Consider the following 14,557-nt stretch of genomic DNA (forward strand, 5'->3'; position numbering starts at 1 on the left):
CGCTCCCTCAACCCCGCAAGATCATCACGTCCAACGGCCACGGTCCTCGCAACTCCCACAGATCGCGGGTGTTGCGAGGACCGTTAGAACCCAAGGTGCGCTCGCGAGGGCCCTTCTATGTGCGCCTGCCCGGTGAAAGGTGAGAAGACGATCACGAGCAGGACATCGGTGTGCCTACGGCATCACGGCTTGAGCAGCAGGCTGTCGCCGCGCTCCTTGGCGGCGGCGTAGCGCTTGGCCACGTCCTGCCAGTTGACGACGGCCCACATGGCCTCGATGAAGTCGACCTTCTGGTTCTTGTACTGGAGGTAGAAGGCGTGCTCCCAGGCGTCGAAGACCAGGATCGGGGTGGAGCCCTGGCCGACGTTGCCCTGGTGGTCGTAGACCTGCTCGACGATCAGGCGGCCGCTCAGCGGCTCGTAGGCGAGGACACCCCAGCCGGAACCCTGCGTGGTGGCAGCGGCCTTGGTCAGCTGGGCCTTGAAGCCGGCGAAGGAGCCGAAGGACTCGCTGATCGCGTCGGCCAGGTCACCCACACCGTCCTGGGCGAGGGGCTCGCCGCCGCCGTCCTTGGGGCCGGTCATGTTCTGCCAGTAGATGCTGTGCAGGATGTGGCCGGAGAGGTGGAAGGCCAGGTTCTTCTCCAGGCCGTTGATGGAGCCCCACGACTCCTTGTCCCGCGCCTCGGCCAGCTGCTCCAGGGTGTCGTTCGCACCCTTCACGTACGCCGCGTGGTGCTTGTCGTGGTGCAGCTCGATGATCTCCGGGCTGATGACCGGGGCGAGCGCCGAGTAGTCGTACGGAAGTTCCGGGAGCGTGTAAAGCGCCATGTCCAACGTCCTCCGACGTTATTGCGAGTCGTATGCAGGTGCACGCTAGCAGTAAGAACGGTACCTTGCGATCAGGCGTTGGACCTAGGACTCCCCTCCCCCATGTCGCGCCGCCGGCCGGGTGACGGCTGTCCGCGATCCGGACTTCTCGACGGTGGCAAGGAAGGCAGACACGTGACCATGACCCCGCCGTCGGCACAGCACGGCGCGGCGGCACCGGACCACTCGGTACTGCTGCGACGCCACGGCCTGCGCTGCACGGCAAGCAGGCTGTGCACTTTGAGGCTGCTGTCCGCGTCGGGGCAGCATCTGTCCACCGCCGAAGTCTGCGCCGAACTACAGGAGATGGGTCTGCCGTTCGATCAGGCGACCGTCTACCGGACTCTGGAGACCTTCACGGAGGCGGGTCTGGCGCACGCCGTGCACGGCCCGGGGCCCAAGCGCTACGGCGTCAGTTCCGAACCGCACCATCACGCCGTGTGTGAGGAATGTGGTCGCGTACAGGACGTTGCGATCGCCCACATGAGGGAAGCCGTGAAACAGATCACCGAACTGACCGGACTGCACACCGGTGAAGGGGGCTCGCTGCTGCTCTACGGCCGATGTTCCCGGTGCAGCGGGTAAGTGGGCTCCTGCCACGGGTGCGGGGCGCCGCCGTCGGAACGGACGCTGTCAAGGCATGACGACGTCCCGCACCCAGCCGATGGCGGGGTACCGCTTCAGCACCCCAGCCGGCCGACCTTCATCGAATCTAGCCCTTATTGCGAGTCATTCGCAATAAGCGGAGGACTCACCCGTCGCCCTCCAGGTTGCCCTCCGTCTCCAGGTACACCTGCCGCAATTCGTCCAGGACCGCCGGATCGGGTTTCGCCCACATCCCCCGCGACTCCGCCTCCAGCAGTCGCTCCGCGATGCCGTGCAGGGCCCAGGGGTTCGCCTGCTGGAGGAACTCCCGGTTGGCCGGGTCCAGGACGTAGGTCTCGGTGAGTTTGTCGTACATCCAGTCGGCTACGACGCCGGTTGTGGCGTCGTAGCCGAACAAGTAGTCGACCGTGGCGGCGAGTTCGAAGGCGCCCTTGTAGCCGTGGCGGCGCATGGCCTCGATCCACTTCGGGTTGACCACGCGGGCGCGGAAGACGCGGGAAGTCTCCTCCACCAGCGTGCGGGTGCGGACCGTCTCGGGGCGGGTGGAGTCCCCGATGTACGCCTCCGGTGCGGTGCCGCGCAGGGCGCGGACGGTGGCCACCATGCCGCCGTGGTACTGGAAGTAGTCGTCGGAGTCGGCGATGTCGTGTTCGCGGGTGTCGGTGTTCTTGGCCGCGACCGCGATCCGCTTGTACGCCGTCTCCATCTCCTCGCGGGCCGGGCGGCCGTCGAGTTCACGGCCGTAGGCGTAGCCGCCCCAGACGGTGTAGACCTCGGCGAGGTCGGCGTCGGTGCGCCAGTCGCGCGAGTCGATGAGCTGGAGCAGGCCGGCGCCGTAGGTTCCGGGGCGGGATCCGAAGATGCGTGTGGTGGCGCGGCGTTCGTCGCCGTGGGCTGCCAGGTCGGCCTGTACGTGGGTGCGGATGTGGTTGGTCTCGGCCGGTTCGTCCAGGGAGGCGGCCAGGCGCACGGCGTCGTCCAGGAGGCCGATGGTGTGCGGGAAGGCGTCGCGGAAGAAGCCCGAGGTGCGCAGGGTGACGTCGATGCGAGGGCGGCCCAGTTCCTCGTACGCGATGGGCTCGAGGCCGGTCACACGGCGCGAGGCGTCGTCCCAGACGGGGCGGATGCCGAGCAGGGCGAGGGCTTCGGCGACGTCGTCACCGGCGGTGCGCATGGCGCTGGTGCCCCACAGGGACAGGCCGACGGAGGTGGGCCAGTCACCGTTGTCGGTGCGGTAGCGCTGCAGGAGTGAGTCGGCGAGGGCCTGGCCGGTTTCCCAGGCGAGGCGGGAGGGGACGGCCTTGGGGTCGACGGAGTAGAAGTTGCGCCCTGTCGGCAGGACGTTGACCAGGCCGCGCAGCGGGGATCCGGACGGACCCGCTGGGACGAATCCGCCGGCCAGTGCGTGGACGGTGTGGTCGATTTCGGCGGTGGTCGCCACCATGCGCGGGACGACTTCGCGGGCCGCGAAATCCAGGTCGGCGCGGACCTGTTCGCCGTGTTCGGTGGGTACGGCGGCCGGGTCCCAGCCTGCATCCTCCAGGGAGTCGGTGCCATACTTCTCGGTCGCCGTGCTGCCCAGCCAGGTCGACGCCGAGCCGGTGGCGCGCGAGCGGGGTGAGGTCGTGGTCGTCGGCACCGGTCCTGCCGGGCCGTTGTGGCTGACGCCGGAGTCGCGTGGCGCGCTGGCCGCCGCCGACGACCTGGTCGGCTATACGACCTACCTGGACCGCGTCCCCGTACGGCCGGGCCAGCGCCGCCACGGATCGGACAACCGCGTCGAGGCCGAGCGCGCCGAGTTCGCGCTCCAGCTCGCCCAGCGGGGACGGAAGGTGGCCGTGGTGTCCGGGGGTGACCCCGGGATCTTCGCGATGGCCACCGCCGTGCTGGAAGCCGCCTCGCAGGAGGAGCACAAGAACGTGCCGGTGCGGGTGCTGCCGGGGGTGACCGCCGCCAACGCGGCAGCGGCCCGGGCCGGCGCTCCCCTCGGCCATGACTACGCGACCATCTCCCTGTCCGACCGGCTCAAGCCCTGGGACGTCATCGCCGAGCGGCTGCGCGCGGCGGCCTCGGCGGATCTGGTGCTGGCCCTGTACAACCCGGGCTCGCGCAGCCGTACCTGGCAGGTGGGCAAGGCGCGGGAGCTGCTGCTGGAGCACCGGGCGCCGGACACGCCGGTCGTGGTCGCGCGGGACGTCGGTGGCTCCGGCGAGCGGGTCCGGATCGTCCGGCTGGCCGACCTGGATCCGGCCGAGGTCGACATGCGCACCATCCTGCTGGTCGGCTCCTCACAGACACAGGTCGTACGGCGCGGGGACGGCGAGGAGATCGTCTGGACGCCGCGTCGGTATCCGGAGGCGTGAGCGTGTGCGGCGCCTCTGTGGCAGAGGCGCCGCATCCGGCACTACTCGGCGCCCTGCTCCGCGGGCTGGGCCAGGCCCGCCGTCCACTTCTCCTCGATGCGGCCGACCTTCCACACCAGCAGGGCGACCGCCCAGGTGGCGAAGAACAGGCCGACGATGACGTAGCCGATGATGTTGAGGTCGAGCCCGGAGACCCAGTCCCAGAAGGCGCCGTGCAGGTCTGCCTTCTCGGCGATCAGGCCGAGCAGCTCGACGGTGCCGATGATCAGTGCGACGGCGACGGACAGGCCGGTGATGGTGAGGTTGTAGTAGACCTTGCGGACCGGCTTGGAGAACGCCCAGCCGTAGGCGAAGTTCATGAACGAGCCGTCGATGGTGTCCAGCAGCGACATGCCGGCCGCGAACAGGATCGGCAGGCAGAGGATGGCGTACCAGGGCAGGCCGGAGGCCGCGCCGGAGCCGGCGAGGACGAGGAGCGCGATCTCGGTCGCGGTGTCGAAGCCGAGACCGAACAGGACACCCAGGGGGTACATCTGCCACGGCTTGGTGATCGACTTCATCAGTCGGCCCAGGATGCGGTTCATGAAGCCGCGGTTGTTGAGCTGCTCCTCCAGGGCGGCCTCGTCGAAGTGGCCGGAGCGCATGTCCCGGAAGACCTTCCAGATACCGGCCATGATCACGATGTTGATGATCGCGATGATGTAGAGGAACGTCCCGGAGACGGTGGTACCGATCCAGCCGGTGATGTCGTGCAGCGAGGAGTTGTCGTTCTCGACCGGCCCGGCCAGCGCCTTCACGCCCAGGGAGAGCAGGAAGGCGAGGGCGAAGACGATGGTGGAGTGGCCGAGGGAGAACCAGAAGCCGACGGACAGCGGGCGCTGCCCCTCGTTCATCAGCTTGCGGGTGGTGTTGTCGATCGCGGCGATGTGGTCGGCGTCGAAGGCGTGCCGCATGCCGAGCGTGTAGGCGGTGATGCCGATGCCTATGCCGAAGGTCTTGGTGCCGAGGCTGTAGTGCTCGGGGGCGACGATCACCACGAGCGTGAACCAGCCGATGACGTGCAGAGCCAGGATGAAGGCGGCCATCCCACCGGCGCTGGCCCATTCCTTGCGGGTCATCGAGGTGCGGATGCGGTGCCACGAGATGCCGCGGCCGGTGCCTGGAGGGGCAGGGCGGGGAGAAGCGGAATCAGGAGCGGTGGTCATGGAGACGCGAGCCTTACTGCTTGGCGAGCGACTGTTTTCAGCCGCGCCTTCCAAGTTCCTGCCAATAGGTTGCAACAACAAGAGGAGCGCAGTAAAGGCAGGGCCAGGATTCAGTCACTCGCTGGAAAAGTCCCCAGCTCAACGCGCTCCCGGATCCAGCGGATCGCCTGCCCGGGATCAGGCACGACCGGAACGCCGTCCGGGACGGGCGGCCGACGCACCACGACCACCGGCAGCCCCGCCTCCTGGGCAGCCACCAGCTTCGGCGCGGTGGCCGCTCCTCCGCTGTCCTTCGTCACGACCACGTCGATGTGGTGGCGGCGCAACAGCTCGCGCTCCCCGTCGAGGGAGAAGGGGCCGCGGTCGAGCAGCACCTCCATTCGGGTCGGGTGCGGGGGCTCGGGGGCGTCCACGGACCGCACGAGGAACCACAGCTCGTCCAGGTCCGCGAAGGCGGCCAGGCCCATGCGTCCGGTGGTCAGGAACACGCGCCGCCCGAGCGCGGGCAGCAGCCGCGCGGCGTCCTCCAGCGAGCCGGCCTCATGCCACCGGTCGCCCTCGACGGGGACCCAGCCGGGGCGGCGCAGGGCGAGCAGGGGAACATGGGCGGTGGTGGCGGCCGTGGCCGCGTTGAAGCTGATCGTTCCGGCGAAGGGGTGGGTGGCGTCGATGAGCGCGTCCACGTGGTGCGCTCCCAGCCACTGTGCGAGTCCCTCGGCGCCGCCGAACCCGCCGATGCGCACCTCGCCCGGTGGCAGCCGTGGCGCGGCCACCCGGCCGGCCAGGGAGGAGGTCACCTTCACATCCGGCTCTTCGGCGGCAAGGATCTCGGCGAGGCGGCGGGCCTCGGTCGTTCCCCCGAGGATCAGCACGTGCACGGCGATTCCGTCCCGTTCATCGAGTAGTTCCACCAAGTAGTGAGGTATGAGCAGCAGCGAGGTGAAGGGCGGCCGCAGCGCCCAACTGAAGCACACCGGCCTGCGCCCCGGCTGGACCACCGGCGCCTGCGCGACCGGCGCGGCCACCGCCGCGTACACGGCACTGCTGACCGGCGACTTTCCCGATCCGGTGACGATCACCCTGCCCAAGGGGCAGACCCCGGCGTTCGCACTCGCCGCCGAGGAGCTGACCGGCTCCTTTGCGATGGCGGGCATAGTGAAGGACGCGGGCGACGACCCCGACGTCACCCACGGCGCGCTGGTACGAGCCACCGTGCGGCGCCTGCCCGCGGGCTCGGGCGTGGTCTTCAAAGCCGGAATCCGGCGTCGGCACCATCACCCGCCCAGGGCTGCCCCTCCCGGTCGGCGAACCGGCCGTCAATCCCGTCCCCCGGCAGATGATGCGCGACCACGTCGCGTCCGTCGCCCGGGCCCACGGCGACGGAGGCGACGTCGAGATCACGATCTCCGTCGACCACGGCGAGGAGATCGCCCGCTCCACCTGGAACCCGCGCCTCGGCATCCTCGGCGGGCTGTCCATCCTCGGCACGACCGGCATCGTGGTCCCGTACTCGTGCTCGGCATGGATCGACTCCATCCGGCGCGGGGTCGACGTGGCCCGGGCGGCCGGACGCACACACGTGGCGGGCTGCACCGGCTCGACCTCGGAGAAGACCGTCACCGCGGTCTACGGCCTCCCCGAGGACGCGCTGCTCGACATGGGCGACTTCGCGGGCGCGGTCCTGAAGTACGTACGCCGGCACCCCGTCGACCGCCTCACGATCTGCGGCGGCTTCGCCAAACTGTCGAAACTCGCGGCCGGCCACCTCGACCTGCACTCCGCACGCTCCCAGGTCGACAAAGGCTTCCTCGCGGAACTCGCCCGCCGGGGCGGCGCGGACGAGACCCTCACCGCAGAGGTCGCGAACGCCAACACCGGCCTGGCCGCGCTCCAGTTGTGCGCGGCCGCGGGAGTACCGCTCGGTGACCTCGTCGCCGTGGCCGCCCGCGACGAGGCCCTGGCCGTCCTGCGCGGGGCGCCCGTCACGGTCGACGTGATCTGCATCGACCGGGCGGGGGCGATCGTGGGGCGCAGCGCGGTCCGCTGACGGCCGAGCGGGAACGGGCGTCACCGCGTGACCGTCAGGGAGCGACTCAGCACGCGTGCCGCTCCCGTTCCGGCGAGTACAGGTGGCTGTCGCGGAACTGCTCGGCGCCCAGCGTGCGGCCCACCATGATGACCGCGGTGCGCAGCACACCGGCGGCCTTCACCTGCGCGGCGATGTCGTCGAGAGTGCCGCGCAGGATCAGCTCGTCGGGTCGGCTGGCCAGGGCGACCACGGCGGCGGGACAGTCGGCGCCGTAGTGCGGCAGCAGCTCCTCGACCACACGGTCCACGTACTTGGCGGCCAGGTGCAACGCGATCAGCGCGCCGCTGCGGCCGAGAGTGGCCAGGTCCTCGCCCTCGGGCATGGCGGTGGCACGGTGGGCGACCCGGGTGAGGATGACGGTCTGGCCGACGGTCGGCACAGTCAGCTCCCGCTTGAGCGCGGCGGCGGCCGCCGCGAAGGCGGGCACACCCGGCACCACCTCGTACGGCACACCGGCCGCGTCGAGCCGCCGCATCTGCTCGGCGACCGCGCTGAACACCGACGGGTCACCCGAGTGCAGCCGGGCGACGTCATGGCCTTCCTCGTGGGCACGGATCAATTCGGCGGTGATCTGATCGAGGTTGAGCTGCGCGGTGTCCACCAGGCGTGCGTCCGGCGGGCATTCGGCGAGCAGCTCGCGCGGGACCAGGCTGCCCGCATACAGGCAGACCTGGCAGGCGGCGAGCGTGCGGGCGCCCCGCACCGTGATCAGGTCGGCGGCACCGGGGCCGGCGCCGATGAAGTACACGGTCATCCGTCTGCTCCTGTAGAGGGGGTGAGGGTCTTCTGTACGGCCCACTGCGTCACCGGCATCGCCTGCCGCCACCCGGTGAACCCGCCCACGGGCACGGCGTGCGCCACCGCGAGCTTGACCAGGTCGCCGCCGCGCTGCCGGTAGGCGTCGGCGAGCAGCGCCTCGGACTCCAGCGTCACGGTGTTGGCGACCAGTCGGCCACCGGCCGACAGCGCGTCCCAGCAGGCGTCGAGCAGGCCCGGCGCGGTGAGCCCGCCACCGATGAACACGGCATCCGGCGAAGGGAGTTCGGCCAGGGCGGCAGGCGCGGCGCCGGTCACGATGTGCAGCCCGGGAGCGCCCAGTCGCTCGGCGTTCCGCGCGATCCGCTCCGCGCGCACCGGATCCCGCTCCACCGTGATCGCCCGACACGACGGGTGGGTACGCATCCACTCGATCGCGATCGATCCGGATCCGCCACCGATGTCCCACAGCAGCTCGCCGGGCGCGGGCGCGAGCACGCCGAGTGTGGCGGCGCGGATGTGACGCTTGGTGAGCTGCCCGTCGTGTTCGTACGCCTCGTCCGGCAGCCCCGGCACGGCGCCGAGCCGCAAGGCACCGGGTGCTCGTCTGCATTCGACGGCGACGATGTTGAGAGGCTCCCCAGGCGGATGCGGCCAGTCGTCCGCCGTGACCTCGACCGTCGTACGTTCCCTCGCTCCGCCGAGTTGTTCCAGCAGCCGCATCCGGCTCGGCCCGAAACCACGGCCGCGCAGCAGGGCGGCGACATCACCGGCGGTGGTGGCGTCGGCACTGAGCACGAGGAGCCGGCGCCCCTGGTGGAGGGCGGCGGCGAGGCGGGCGATCGGCCGCCCAACGAGGGTGAAGACCTCAGTGTCCTCCAGCGGCCAGCCCAGGCGGGCGCAGGCGTACGAGACCGACGACGGGTGCGGCAGGACGCGCACCGAACCGGGCCCCAGCTCCTCCGAGAGGGTCCGCCCGATGCCGTAGAACATGGGGTCGCCGCTGGCCAGGACGGCGACACGGCGTCCAGCGTGGGCGGCGAAGAGGCCGGGAACCGCGGGCCGCAGCGGCGAGGGCCAGGCTACGCGCTCGCCCGCGCAGGCGACGGGCAGCAGCGCGAGGTGGCGGGCGCCTCCGATGAGCACCTCGGCATCCAGGAGGACGGCGCGCGACGCCTCGGGCAGTCCGTCCCAGCCGTCGGCCCCGATCCCGACGACGGCTACGGCGGCCCTCTCGCGTTCGGGGCGATCGGGCTGGTCGGGATGCAGGGGGATCACTTCCGCTACCTCGGTTCAAGGGGCCGGTGGCGCACTCTGCTGGCCTCCGACCAGCGTCTCCGCCTCCAGGTGCGCACCCCGGGAGTCTTATTGCACACTACTCGCAACAACTTATTCATCGCAGAGAGGGGCGGGCATGGGCTCTCCCGTCGTGCTGGGCATCGAGTCGTCCTGTGACGAGACCGGCGCAGGAATCGTCCAGGAGGGTCGGCTGCTCGGCCACGCGGTGGCGTCGAGCATGGACGAACACGCCCGCTACGGCGGCGTTGTGCCGGAGATCGCGGCCCGCGCGCACGTGCACGCCGTCCGCCCGGTGGTCGAACGCGCCCTGGACGAGGCCGGACTACGGCTGACCGAGATCGGGGCGGTGGCGGTGACCACCGGTCCGGGCCTGTCCGGGGCGCTCCAGGTCGGCCTGGCCGGGGCGAAAGGGCTGGCGTACGCGCTGGGCGTTCCGCTCTACGGCGTCCACCACCTCGCCGGCCACGTCGCCGACACGCTCGAACACGGCCCGCTGCCCAACCCCTGCATGGTGCTGATCGTGTCCGGAGGGCATACGTCTCTGCTCCTCGTCCGGGACCTCGCCCGCGATCCGATCGTCCATCTCGGTGACACCCTCGACGACGCCGCGGGCGAGTGCTTCGACAAGGTCGCGCGGGTCTTCGGACTGCCGTATCCCGGCGGGCCGGCCATCGATCGGGCAGCACGCACGGGCGATCCGCACACCGTCCCCTTTCCCCGCCCGCTGCCCGGGTCCTACGACTTCTCCTTCTCAGGGCTGAAGACGGCGGCTGCCCGCTGGGCCGAGAGTCACGCCGGCGCCGAACTGCCGGTCGCCGACGGGGCGGCATCCCTCCAGGAGGCGATCGCCGACGTACTGACCCGCAAGGCGGTCACGGCCTGCGTGGAGCGCGACGTGCGCACGCTGGTCGTGGTCGGCGGAGTCGCCGCCAACTCCCGGGTGCGCGCACTGGCCGAGGAGCGCTGTCGGGCCGCCGGCCTCGCCCTGCGTGTGCCGCCGCTGCGGCTGTGCACGGACAACGGTGCGATGATCGCCGCCGTCGGTGACCTCCTTGTCCGGGCCGGCGCCGAACCGGCACCCCTGGACGTGTCCATCGACCCGTCGGCGCCCCTGGAGTACGCAGCCCTGCATCCCAGGGCCATGGCGGGAGTGGCCGCCTGATGGCTGCGGACATCCGCGTCTTCCGCGGCGAGGACGTGCTGGCGCACTCCGAGGGACTGCGAGCCGTCTACCTCGACGCCTTCGGGACGCCGCCCTGGAACGAGGACGAGGAGCAGGCCAACGCCTTCCTCCGTCGGCTGGCGGACGACGTCAAGCGCCCCGGTTTCACCGCGGCCGTCGCCTTCATGGCGGCAGAGGTCGCCGGTTTCAGTTCCGCTTGGACCACCATGGCTCCCTTCCCCAACGACCGCTGTCACCCCCAGGCCGCGGCAGCCCTCGGCCCCGAGCGCACCGCGCAGTGGCTGTGCGGCGCCCGCGAAGTGGACGAACTCGCCGTCCGCACCGCAGCCCGCGGCACCGGCGTCGCCGCCGAATTGCTGGAGGCGGTCACCGCCGACGCCCCCGAGGGCCGCTCCTGGCTACTCACCTCGGTGAGGTCCGGCCTGGCCACATCCTTCTACCGCCGCCAGGGCTGGACCCAGGCCACCCACCCCTCCCCGGAAGGCCACGGCATCGCCGTCTTCCTCGGCCCCCGGCACCCGGCGCGCACGCTGGCCGCCCCGCCTCTGGATCACTTGAATCTCCGCGTGCACCCGCAGGGACGCGGGCCCGCACACCCCCCACTCGAAGCAAGAGCAAGAGGAGGAACCGCCCCATGACCGTCACGGCACACATCGACACCACTCGCCCTGTGGCGACTCTCATCAACGTCTTCACCGTCTCCCCCGACCGCCAGGCCGAGCTGATCGACCTGCTGGCCGGCGCCACCGAGGAGACGATGAAGCACCAGCCCGGCTTCATCTGCGCCAACTTCCACGCCTCCCAGGACGGCGAACGCGTCATCAACTACGCCCAGTGGGAGAGCGAGGAGCACTACCGCGCCATGCTCGCCAACCCCGAGGCACGCGTCCACATGGACAAGGCGGCCACCATCGCCAGCGATGTACAACCCCGCATCTATCACGTGGCCTCGACCCATCAGAGGGGTTCAGCTGGCTGAGGTGCGGCCCAGCCGGCTCATGCGCGATGTCCACGGCGCCCAGCGCGGCGCTGGCATCCTCACCGAACCGCCCCGAGCCGTCGGCCTGCCTGCCGGGCGCGAAGAGGCCGAATGCATCGTGGACGAACTCCTCGCCGCCACCCGAGGAAAGGTTTCTCACGTGTATCGTCCTGCCCCGACCGCGCCTGGAACGCCCCACTCGATCGCGCGCCTCGCCCCGCTCCTCAGCCTGGCCCGGTTGATGACGTACTACGGCGTTTCCGACTGGTCGGCACGGATGTTGCCCCAGGCTTCCAGAGCTTCGTGGAGGTCGGTGTAGCAGGGGATGACGGCGTCGATCCCGACGATCTGCAGGGTGCGCAGCACGGAGGTCGGTACGCCGGCCAGACGCAGCCAGCCGTCTGCCTGAGTGAGCTCGCGGTGGGCGACGAGGAGGACGTTGATGCCGCTGGAGTCCATGAAGGTGACGTGTCGCATGTCGACGACCACGCGAGGCCGGTCGCCGAGCTCTCCGAGGTCCAGAGCGTGGATGAGGGGGGCGGCAGTGGTGTGGTCGATCTCGCCGGTCACCGTCACCACTGTGGTGCCGTCGGTGGCGGTGGAGGCCACTGTCAGCAGTTCCGGCCCGTGCGCGTTCTCGGTCTCCATCACGGCTTCCCCAGCATCCTCGATACAGGTACGACCTGTCATTTTGCCTGGAACACTGCCCGGCACCGTACGAGGTGCGCCTATAGCCCTGGTCATCCGTGAGGGCGACGCGGCCGTGATGGGCGTCTTCGGCGAGCTGGACCTGTTCACAGGCCCGGAATTGATCGGCTCTGGGTCCGGCAGCCCCACCAGCCCACCACGCCGTCGGCCTTCGGCTGACCCACAGCCACTGACACCAGGCGCCTCGCTTGGCGTTCCCGCACCAGCTGCGGCGAAGGCACGGCTGCGGGCTGTCACGCCCGGCGGTAGCGCATGTCCCCCGTCTGTGCGGTTGCCGTCGTGGATCCGGGCCCATCGGGCCGGCTCGACACAAGGGCAGGCGAACAAGCCACACCCCGGAGCCGAGCATGTTGGAGAGAGGCATTCATCTGCAGGCCGGTGCGTTGTCTTCGGAGCCGGCCCCGCGGACCGGGACGAGGAGGGTGAACGTGGCCGGCGCCCTTCTGGTGAGGGAGAGTCGGCCGCCGATGGAGTGGGCCAGTTCGGAAGCGAGGGCGAGGCCGATGCCGGTCCCGTGGCCGCCGCCGGTGTGTCCGCGGTCGAACAGCTGCGCCGGCTCGCCTTCCGCGGCTCCCTCGTCGCTCACGTCGAAGGCGAGGGCGTCGTTCAGGTCCCGCACCACCAGTCGCACGGTTCCGCGTCCGTGCACCCGTGCATTGTCCAGCAGGACGCCGAGCACCTCCGAAACGGGGCCGCTGGGGACCAGGACGTCCGCGGGTGCGTCATGTGTGCCGCACTCCAGGCGTCTGCCGTCGGCGGCGAACAGGCCGTGCCAGTGCTCCTGCGTCTCCTGAAGGAGGTGTGCCACCGCGATGTCCCTGGCGGCCGGGCGGGGCCGGTCCGGGGAGCGGGACAGGCGCAGCACTTCCTCCACGGTGTGGTGGAGGCGATGGGCGGTGGCCAGGGCCTCGGTCAGCACGGGGCGCAGACGGGCGTCGTCGTCCTGGGCGAGACCCGATTCCAGGGCGAGTTGCAGGCCGGTGAGCGGAGTGCGCAACTGGTGCGATGCGTTGGCGGCGAAATCCCGTTCCCGGCGGAGGAGTTCGGACAGGCTGTGCAGCATGGTGTTGTGCGTGCGGGCCACCTGATCGATCTCGGCGATGTTGCTGGGGGCCGCCCGCGCATTCAGGTCCCCTTCGGCGACGGCCCGACAGTGGCGGGAGAGGTCCTCCAACGGGGCGGCCAGCGCCCGAGCCTGCCGACGGGCGACCAGCACCGCGATGGTCAGCGCGACTACGGTCACGCCGAGTAGCACGGCCCACGCGGCCAGGACCCGGTCGCGTACGGCGTCAACAGGGGAGGATGCGCGGACCACGCCGATCACCTGCTCGGCGTGGGAGACCGGTACGGCGGCGACCAGGTCGCCGCCCGACCGCCCCCGGACCACCTCTCCGCCAAAGGCGCGGTGGACCGGCGCGTCCGCCGTCCGGGGGCCGCTGCCCGCACGTTTGGCCTGCTGCGGGTCGTACAGGCCCAGATGCCCCCCTGCGGGCGCCCTGGGCAGTTCCACGGGATCACCGGTCGCGTAGTCCGGGCTCACCCGTACGGCCGCGGCGAGGGCCGCGCGTTCCAGGGTGTCCCGCTGCCCGGCGTACAGGGAGGACCTGATGGCCAGGGCCAGGGGGACGGCGAGCAGGACCACGCCGACCAACGCGGCGGTGAGGGCGACTCGCACCACGCGCTGTCTCATGCCCTCATCATGCGGCGGCTCGGCCGGACGCGCGGGGCGAGGCGCACGCTTTTGCCGTCGTCTAACCCTCGGCGAGCAGGGCGTTAACCGGCCGCTTCCTAGCGTGGGTGCCATGACGGTCCAATCCGGGGGATTCCTTGGAGGGCAGTGGTGATGGCAGTACACGCACGGATGTCCGCGGCAGTCGGTCTGGTGCTCGTCGCGGCGGTGACCGCGGGCTGTTCCGGTTCCGGCTCGCACTCCGGTTCCGGTTCGACGACATCATCACCGCCGGCTTCCTCGGCGCGCGTCGGAAACGGGCAGAACAACCCGGCACCCGCTCCCACCGAGTCCAATCCGCCCGGCGACATCCCCGACAACCAGGTGTACGTCGCCTACCGGCCGACAGGCGGGTCCTTCACCGGTTTCACGGTGAAGGTGCCCGAGGGCTGGGCCCGTACCGAGCAGGGCGGCAGCACGGTGTTCACCGACAAGCTGAACACCGTGAGGATCACGGCCGTCTCGGCGTCCGCCGCGCCCACGGTCGACTCGGTCACCAAGACGGTTGTCCCCAAGCTGCGCTCCCAGGTGCCGAAGTTCGCCGCACCGAAGGTGTCGGAGGTGTCCCGGCACGCCGGCCGTGTCGTCAGGCTGACCTATCAGGGTGACTCGGCGAAGGACCCGGTCACCGGCAAGGTGGTGCGCGACGGCTTCGAGCGGTACGCCTTCTACAAGTCGGGCCACGAAGTGGATCTGACCCTGTCCGGCCCGGTCAACGCCGACAACGTCGACCCGTGGCGCATCATCAGCGACTCCTTCGCCTGGCGGTGA

11 protein-coding genes and 4 pseudogenes are annotated in these 14,557 nt (G+C 70.6%); 7 read left to right on the forward strand and 8 right to left on the reverse strand.

The window, feature by feature from the left end:
• Positions 1-182: 182 nt before the first annotated feature.
• Entirely contained in the window at positions 183-830 is a 648-nt protein-coding gene (locus ACI2LW_RS28365; RefSeq protein ID WP_404734085.1) for a superoxide dismutase, read from the reverse strand.
• 180 nt (positions 831-1,010) lie between these two features.
• Here ACI2LW_RS28365 and ACI2LW_RS28370 point away from each other — a divergent pair, with 180 nt between their 5' ends.
• Entirely contained in the window at positions 1,011-1,454 is a 444-nt protein-coding gene (locus ACI2LW_RS28370; protein ID WP_404734152.1) for a Fur family transcriptional regulator, read from the forward strand.
• A 166-nt stretch (positions 1,455-1,620) separates the two neighbouring features.
• Here the strand turns inward: ACI2LW_RS28370 and ACI2LW_RS28375 are convergent.
• Positions 1,621-3,015: pseudogene (locus ACI2LW_RS28375) on the reverse strand (cobaltochelatase subunit CobN); the annotation flags it as partial.
• Between the two features lie 4 nt (positions 3,016-3,019).
• On the opposite strand from ACI2LW_RS28375, the pseudogene cobJ reads away from it, so the two are divergent.
• Positions 3,020-3,838: pseudogene (cobJ, locus tag ACI2LW_RS28380) on the forward strand (precorrin-3B C(17)-methyltransferase); the annotation flags it as partial.
• Between the two features lie 41 nt (positions 3,839-3,879).
• Here cobJ and ACI2LW_RS28385 read toward each other — a convergent pair.
• Complete coding sequence (locus tag ACI2LW_RS28385; protein WP_404734086.1) at positions 3,880-5,043, reverse strand: HoxN/HupN/NixA family nickel/cobalt transporter; 1,164 nt, start codon at positions 5,041-5,043, stop codon at positions 3,880-3,882.
• Between the two features lie 110 nt (positions 5,044-5,153).
• Positions 5,154-5,921, reverse strand: coding sequence for a cobalt-precorrin-6A reductase (locus ACI2LW_RS28390; protein ID WP_404734153.1), 768 nt, complete (start codon positions 5,919-5,921; stop codon positions 5,154-5,156).
• A gap of 46 nt (positions 5,922-5,967) precedes the next feature.
• Here ACI2LW_RS28390 and ACI2LW_RS28395 point away from each other — a divergent pair.
• Positions 5,968-7,090, forward strand: a pseudogene (locus tag ACI2LW_RS28395) (cobalt-precorrin-5B (C(1))-methyltransferase).
• Between the two features lie 46 nt (positions 7,091-7,136).
• Here the strand turns inward: ACI2LW_RS28395 and cobM are convergent.
• Both cobM and cbiE read right to left on the reverse strand, forming a co-directional pair.
• Positions 7,137-7,886 carry a precorrin-4 C(11)-methyltransferase gene (gene cobM, locus ACI2LW_RS28400; protein WP_404734087.1) on the reverse strand — a complete coding sequence of 250 codons (750 nt, stop codon included), beginning with the start codon at positions 7,884-7,886 and terminating at the stop codon, positions 7,137-7,139.
• Positions 7,883-9,166: a precorrin-6y C5,15-methyltransferase (decarboxylating) subunit CbiE gene (cbiE, locus tag ACI2LW_RS28405; protein ID WP_404734088.1), complete on the reverse strand. Its 1,284-nt coding sequence runs from the start codon at positions 9,164-9,166 to the stop codon at positions 7,883-7,885. The genes cobM and cbiE overlap by 4 nt, the downstream gene beginning before the upstream one ends.
• Positions 9,167-9,302: 136 nt before the next feature.
• Between cbiE and tsaD the strand changes: the two genes are divergently transcribed.
• The 3 genes and pseudogenes from tsaD to ACI2LW_RS28420 all read left to right on the forward strand — a co-directional run bounded on the left by tsaD (position 9,303) and on the right by ACI2LW_RS28420 (position 11,349).
• Positions 9,303-10,349: a tRNA (adenosine(37)-N6)-threonylcarbamoyltransferase complex transferase subunit TsaD gene (tsaD, locus tag ACI2LW_RS28410; RefSeq protein ID WP_404734089.1), complete on the forward strand. Its 1,047-nt coding sequence runs from the start codon at positions 9,303-9,305 to the stop codon at positions 10,347-10,349.
• Positions 10,349-10,918, forward strand: a pseudogene (locus tag ACI2LW_RS28415) (GNAT family N-acetyltransferase); the annotation flags it as partial. The gene tsaD and the pseudogene ACI2LW_RS28415, both read left to right, overlap by 1 nt.
• An 86-nt stretch (positions 10,919-11,004) precedes the next feature.
• Complete coding sequence (locus ACI2LW_RS28420; RefSeq protein ID WP_389302239.1) at positions 11,005-11,349, forward strand: antibiotic biosynthesis monooxygenase family protein; 345 nt, start codon at positions 11,005-11,007, stop codon at positions 11,347-11,349.
• A 249-nt stretch (positions 11,350-11,598) separates the two neighbouring features.
• Here the strand turns inward: ACI2LW_RS28420 and ACI2LW_RS28425 are convergent, their stop codons facing one another.
• Both ACI2LW_RS28425 and ACI2LW_RS28430 read right to left on the reverse strand, forming a co-directional pair.
• Complete coding sequence (locus ACI2LW_RS28425) at positions 11,599-11,997, reverse strand: STAS domain-containing protein (RefSeq protein WP_404734090.1); 399 nt, start codon at positions 11,995-11,997, stop codon at positions 11,599-11,601.
• Between the two features lie 424 nt (positions 11,998-12,421).
• Entirely contained in the window at positions 12,422-13,747 is a 1,326-nt protein-coding gene (locus tag ACI2LW_RS28430) for a histidine kinase dimerization/phospho-acceptor domain-containing protein (protein WP_404734091.1), read from the reverse strand.
• Positions 13,748-13,900: 153 nt separating this feature from the next.
• Here ACI2LW_RS28430 and ACI2LW_RS28435 point away from each other — a divergent pair, with 153 nt between their 5' ends.
• Entirely contained in the window at positions 13,901-14,557 is a 657-nt protein-coding gene (locus ACI2LW_RS28435; protein WP_404734092.1) for a hypothetical protein, read from the forward strand.

Source organism: Streptomyces sp. NPDC004065 (genome assembly GCF_044903565.1).
GTDB lineage: Bacteria > Actinomycetota > Actinomycetes > Streptomycetales > Streptomycetaceae > Streptomyces.

Bases quoted from the DNA above. Each gene is read 5' to 3' on its own strand.
- ACI2LW_RS28365 (WP_404734085.1), bottom strand. From the start codon at position 830: ATGGCGCTTTACACGCTCCCGGAACTTCCGTACGACTACTCGGCGCTC.
- ACI2LW_RS28370 (WP_404734152.1), top strand. From the start codon at position 1,011: ATGACCCCGCCGTCGGCACAGCACGGCGCGGCGGCACCGGACCACTCG.
- ACI2LW_RS28385 (WP_404734086.1), bottom strand. From the start codon at position 5,043: ATGACCACCGCTCCTGATTCCGCTTCTCCCCGCCCTGCCCCTCCAGGC.
- cobM (WP_404734087.1), bottom strand. From the start codon at position 7,886: ATGACCGTGTACTTCATCGGCGCCGGCCCCGGTGCCGCCGACCTGATC.
- tsaD (WP_404734089.1), top strand. From the start codon at position 9,303: ATGGGCTCTCCCGTCGTGCTGGGCATCGAGTCGTCCTGTGACGAGACC.
- ACI2LW_RS28420 (WP_389302239.1), top strand. From the start codon at position 11,005: ATGACCGTCACGGCACACATCGACACCACTCGCCCTGTGGCGACTCTC.
- ACI2LW_RS28425 (WP_404734090.1), bottom strand. From the start codon at position 11,997: ATGGAGACCGAGAACGCGCACGGGCCGGAACTGCTGACAGTGGCCTCC.
- ACI2LW_RS28430 (WP_404734091.1), bottom strand. From the start codon at position 13,747: ATGAGACAGCGCGTGGTGCGAGTCGCCCTCACCGCCGCGTTGGTCGGC.
- ACI2LW_RS28435 (WP_404734092.1), top strand. From the start codon at position 13,901: ATGGCAGTACACGCACGGATGTCCGCGGCAGTCGGTCTGGTGCTCGTC.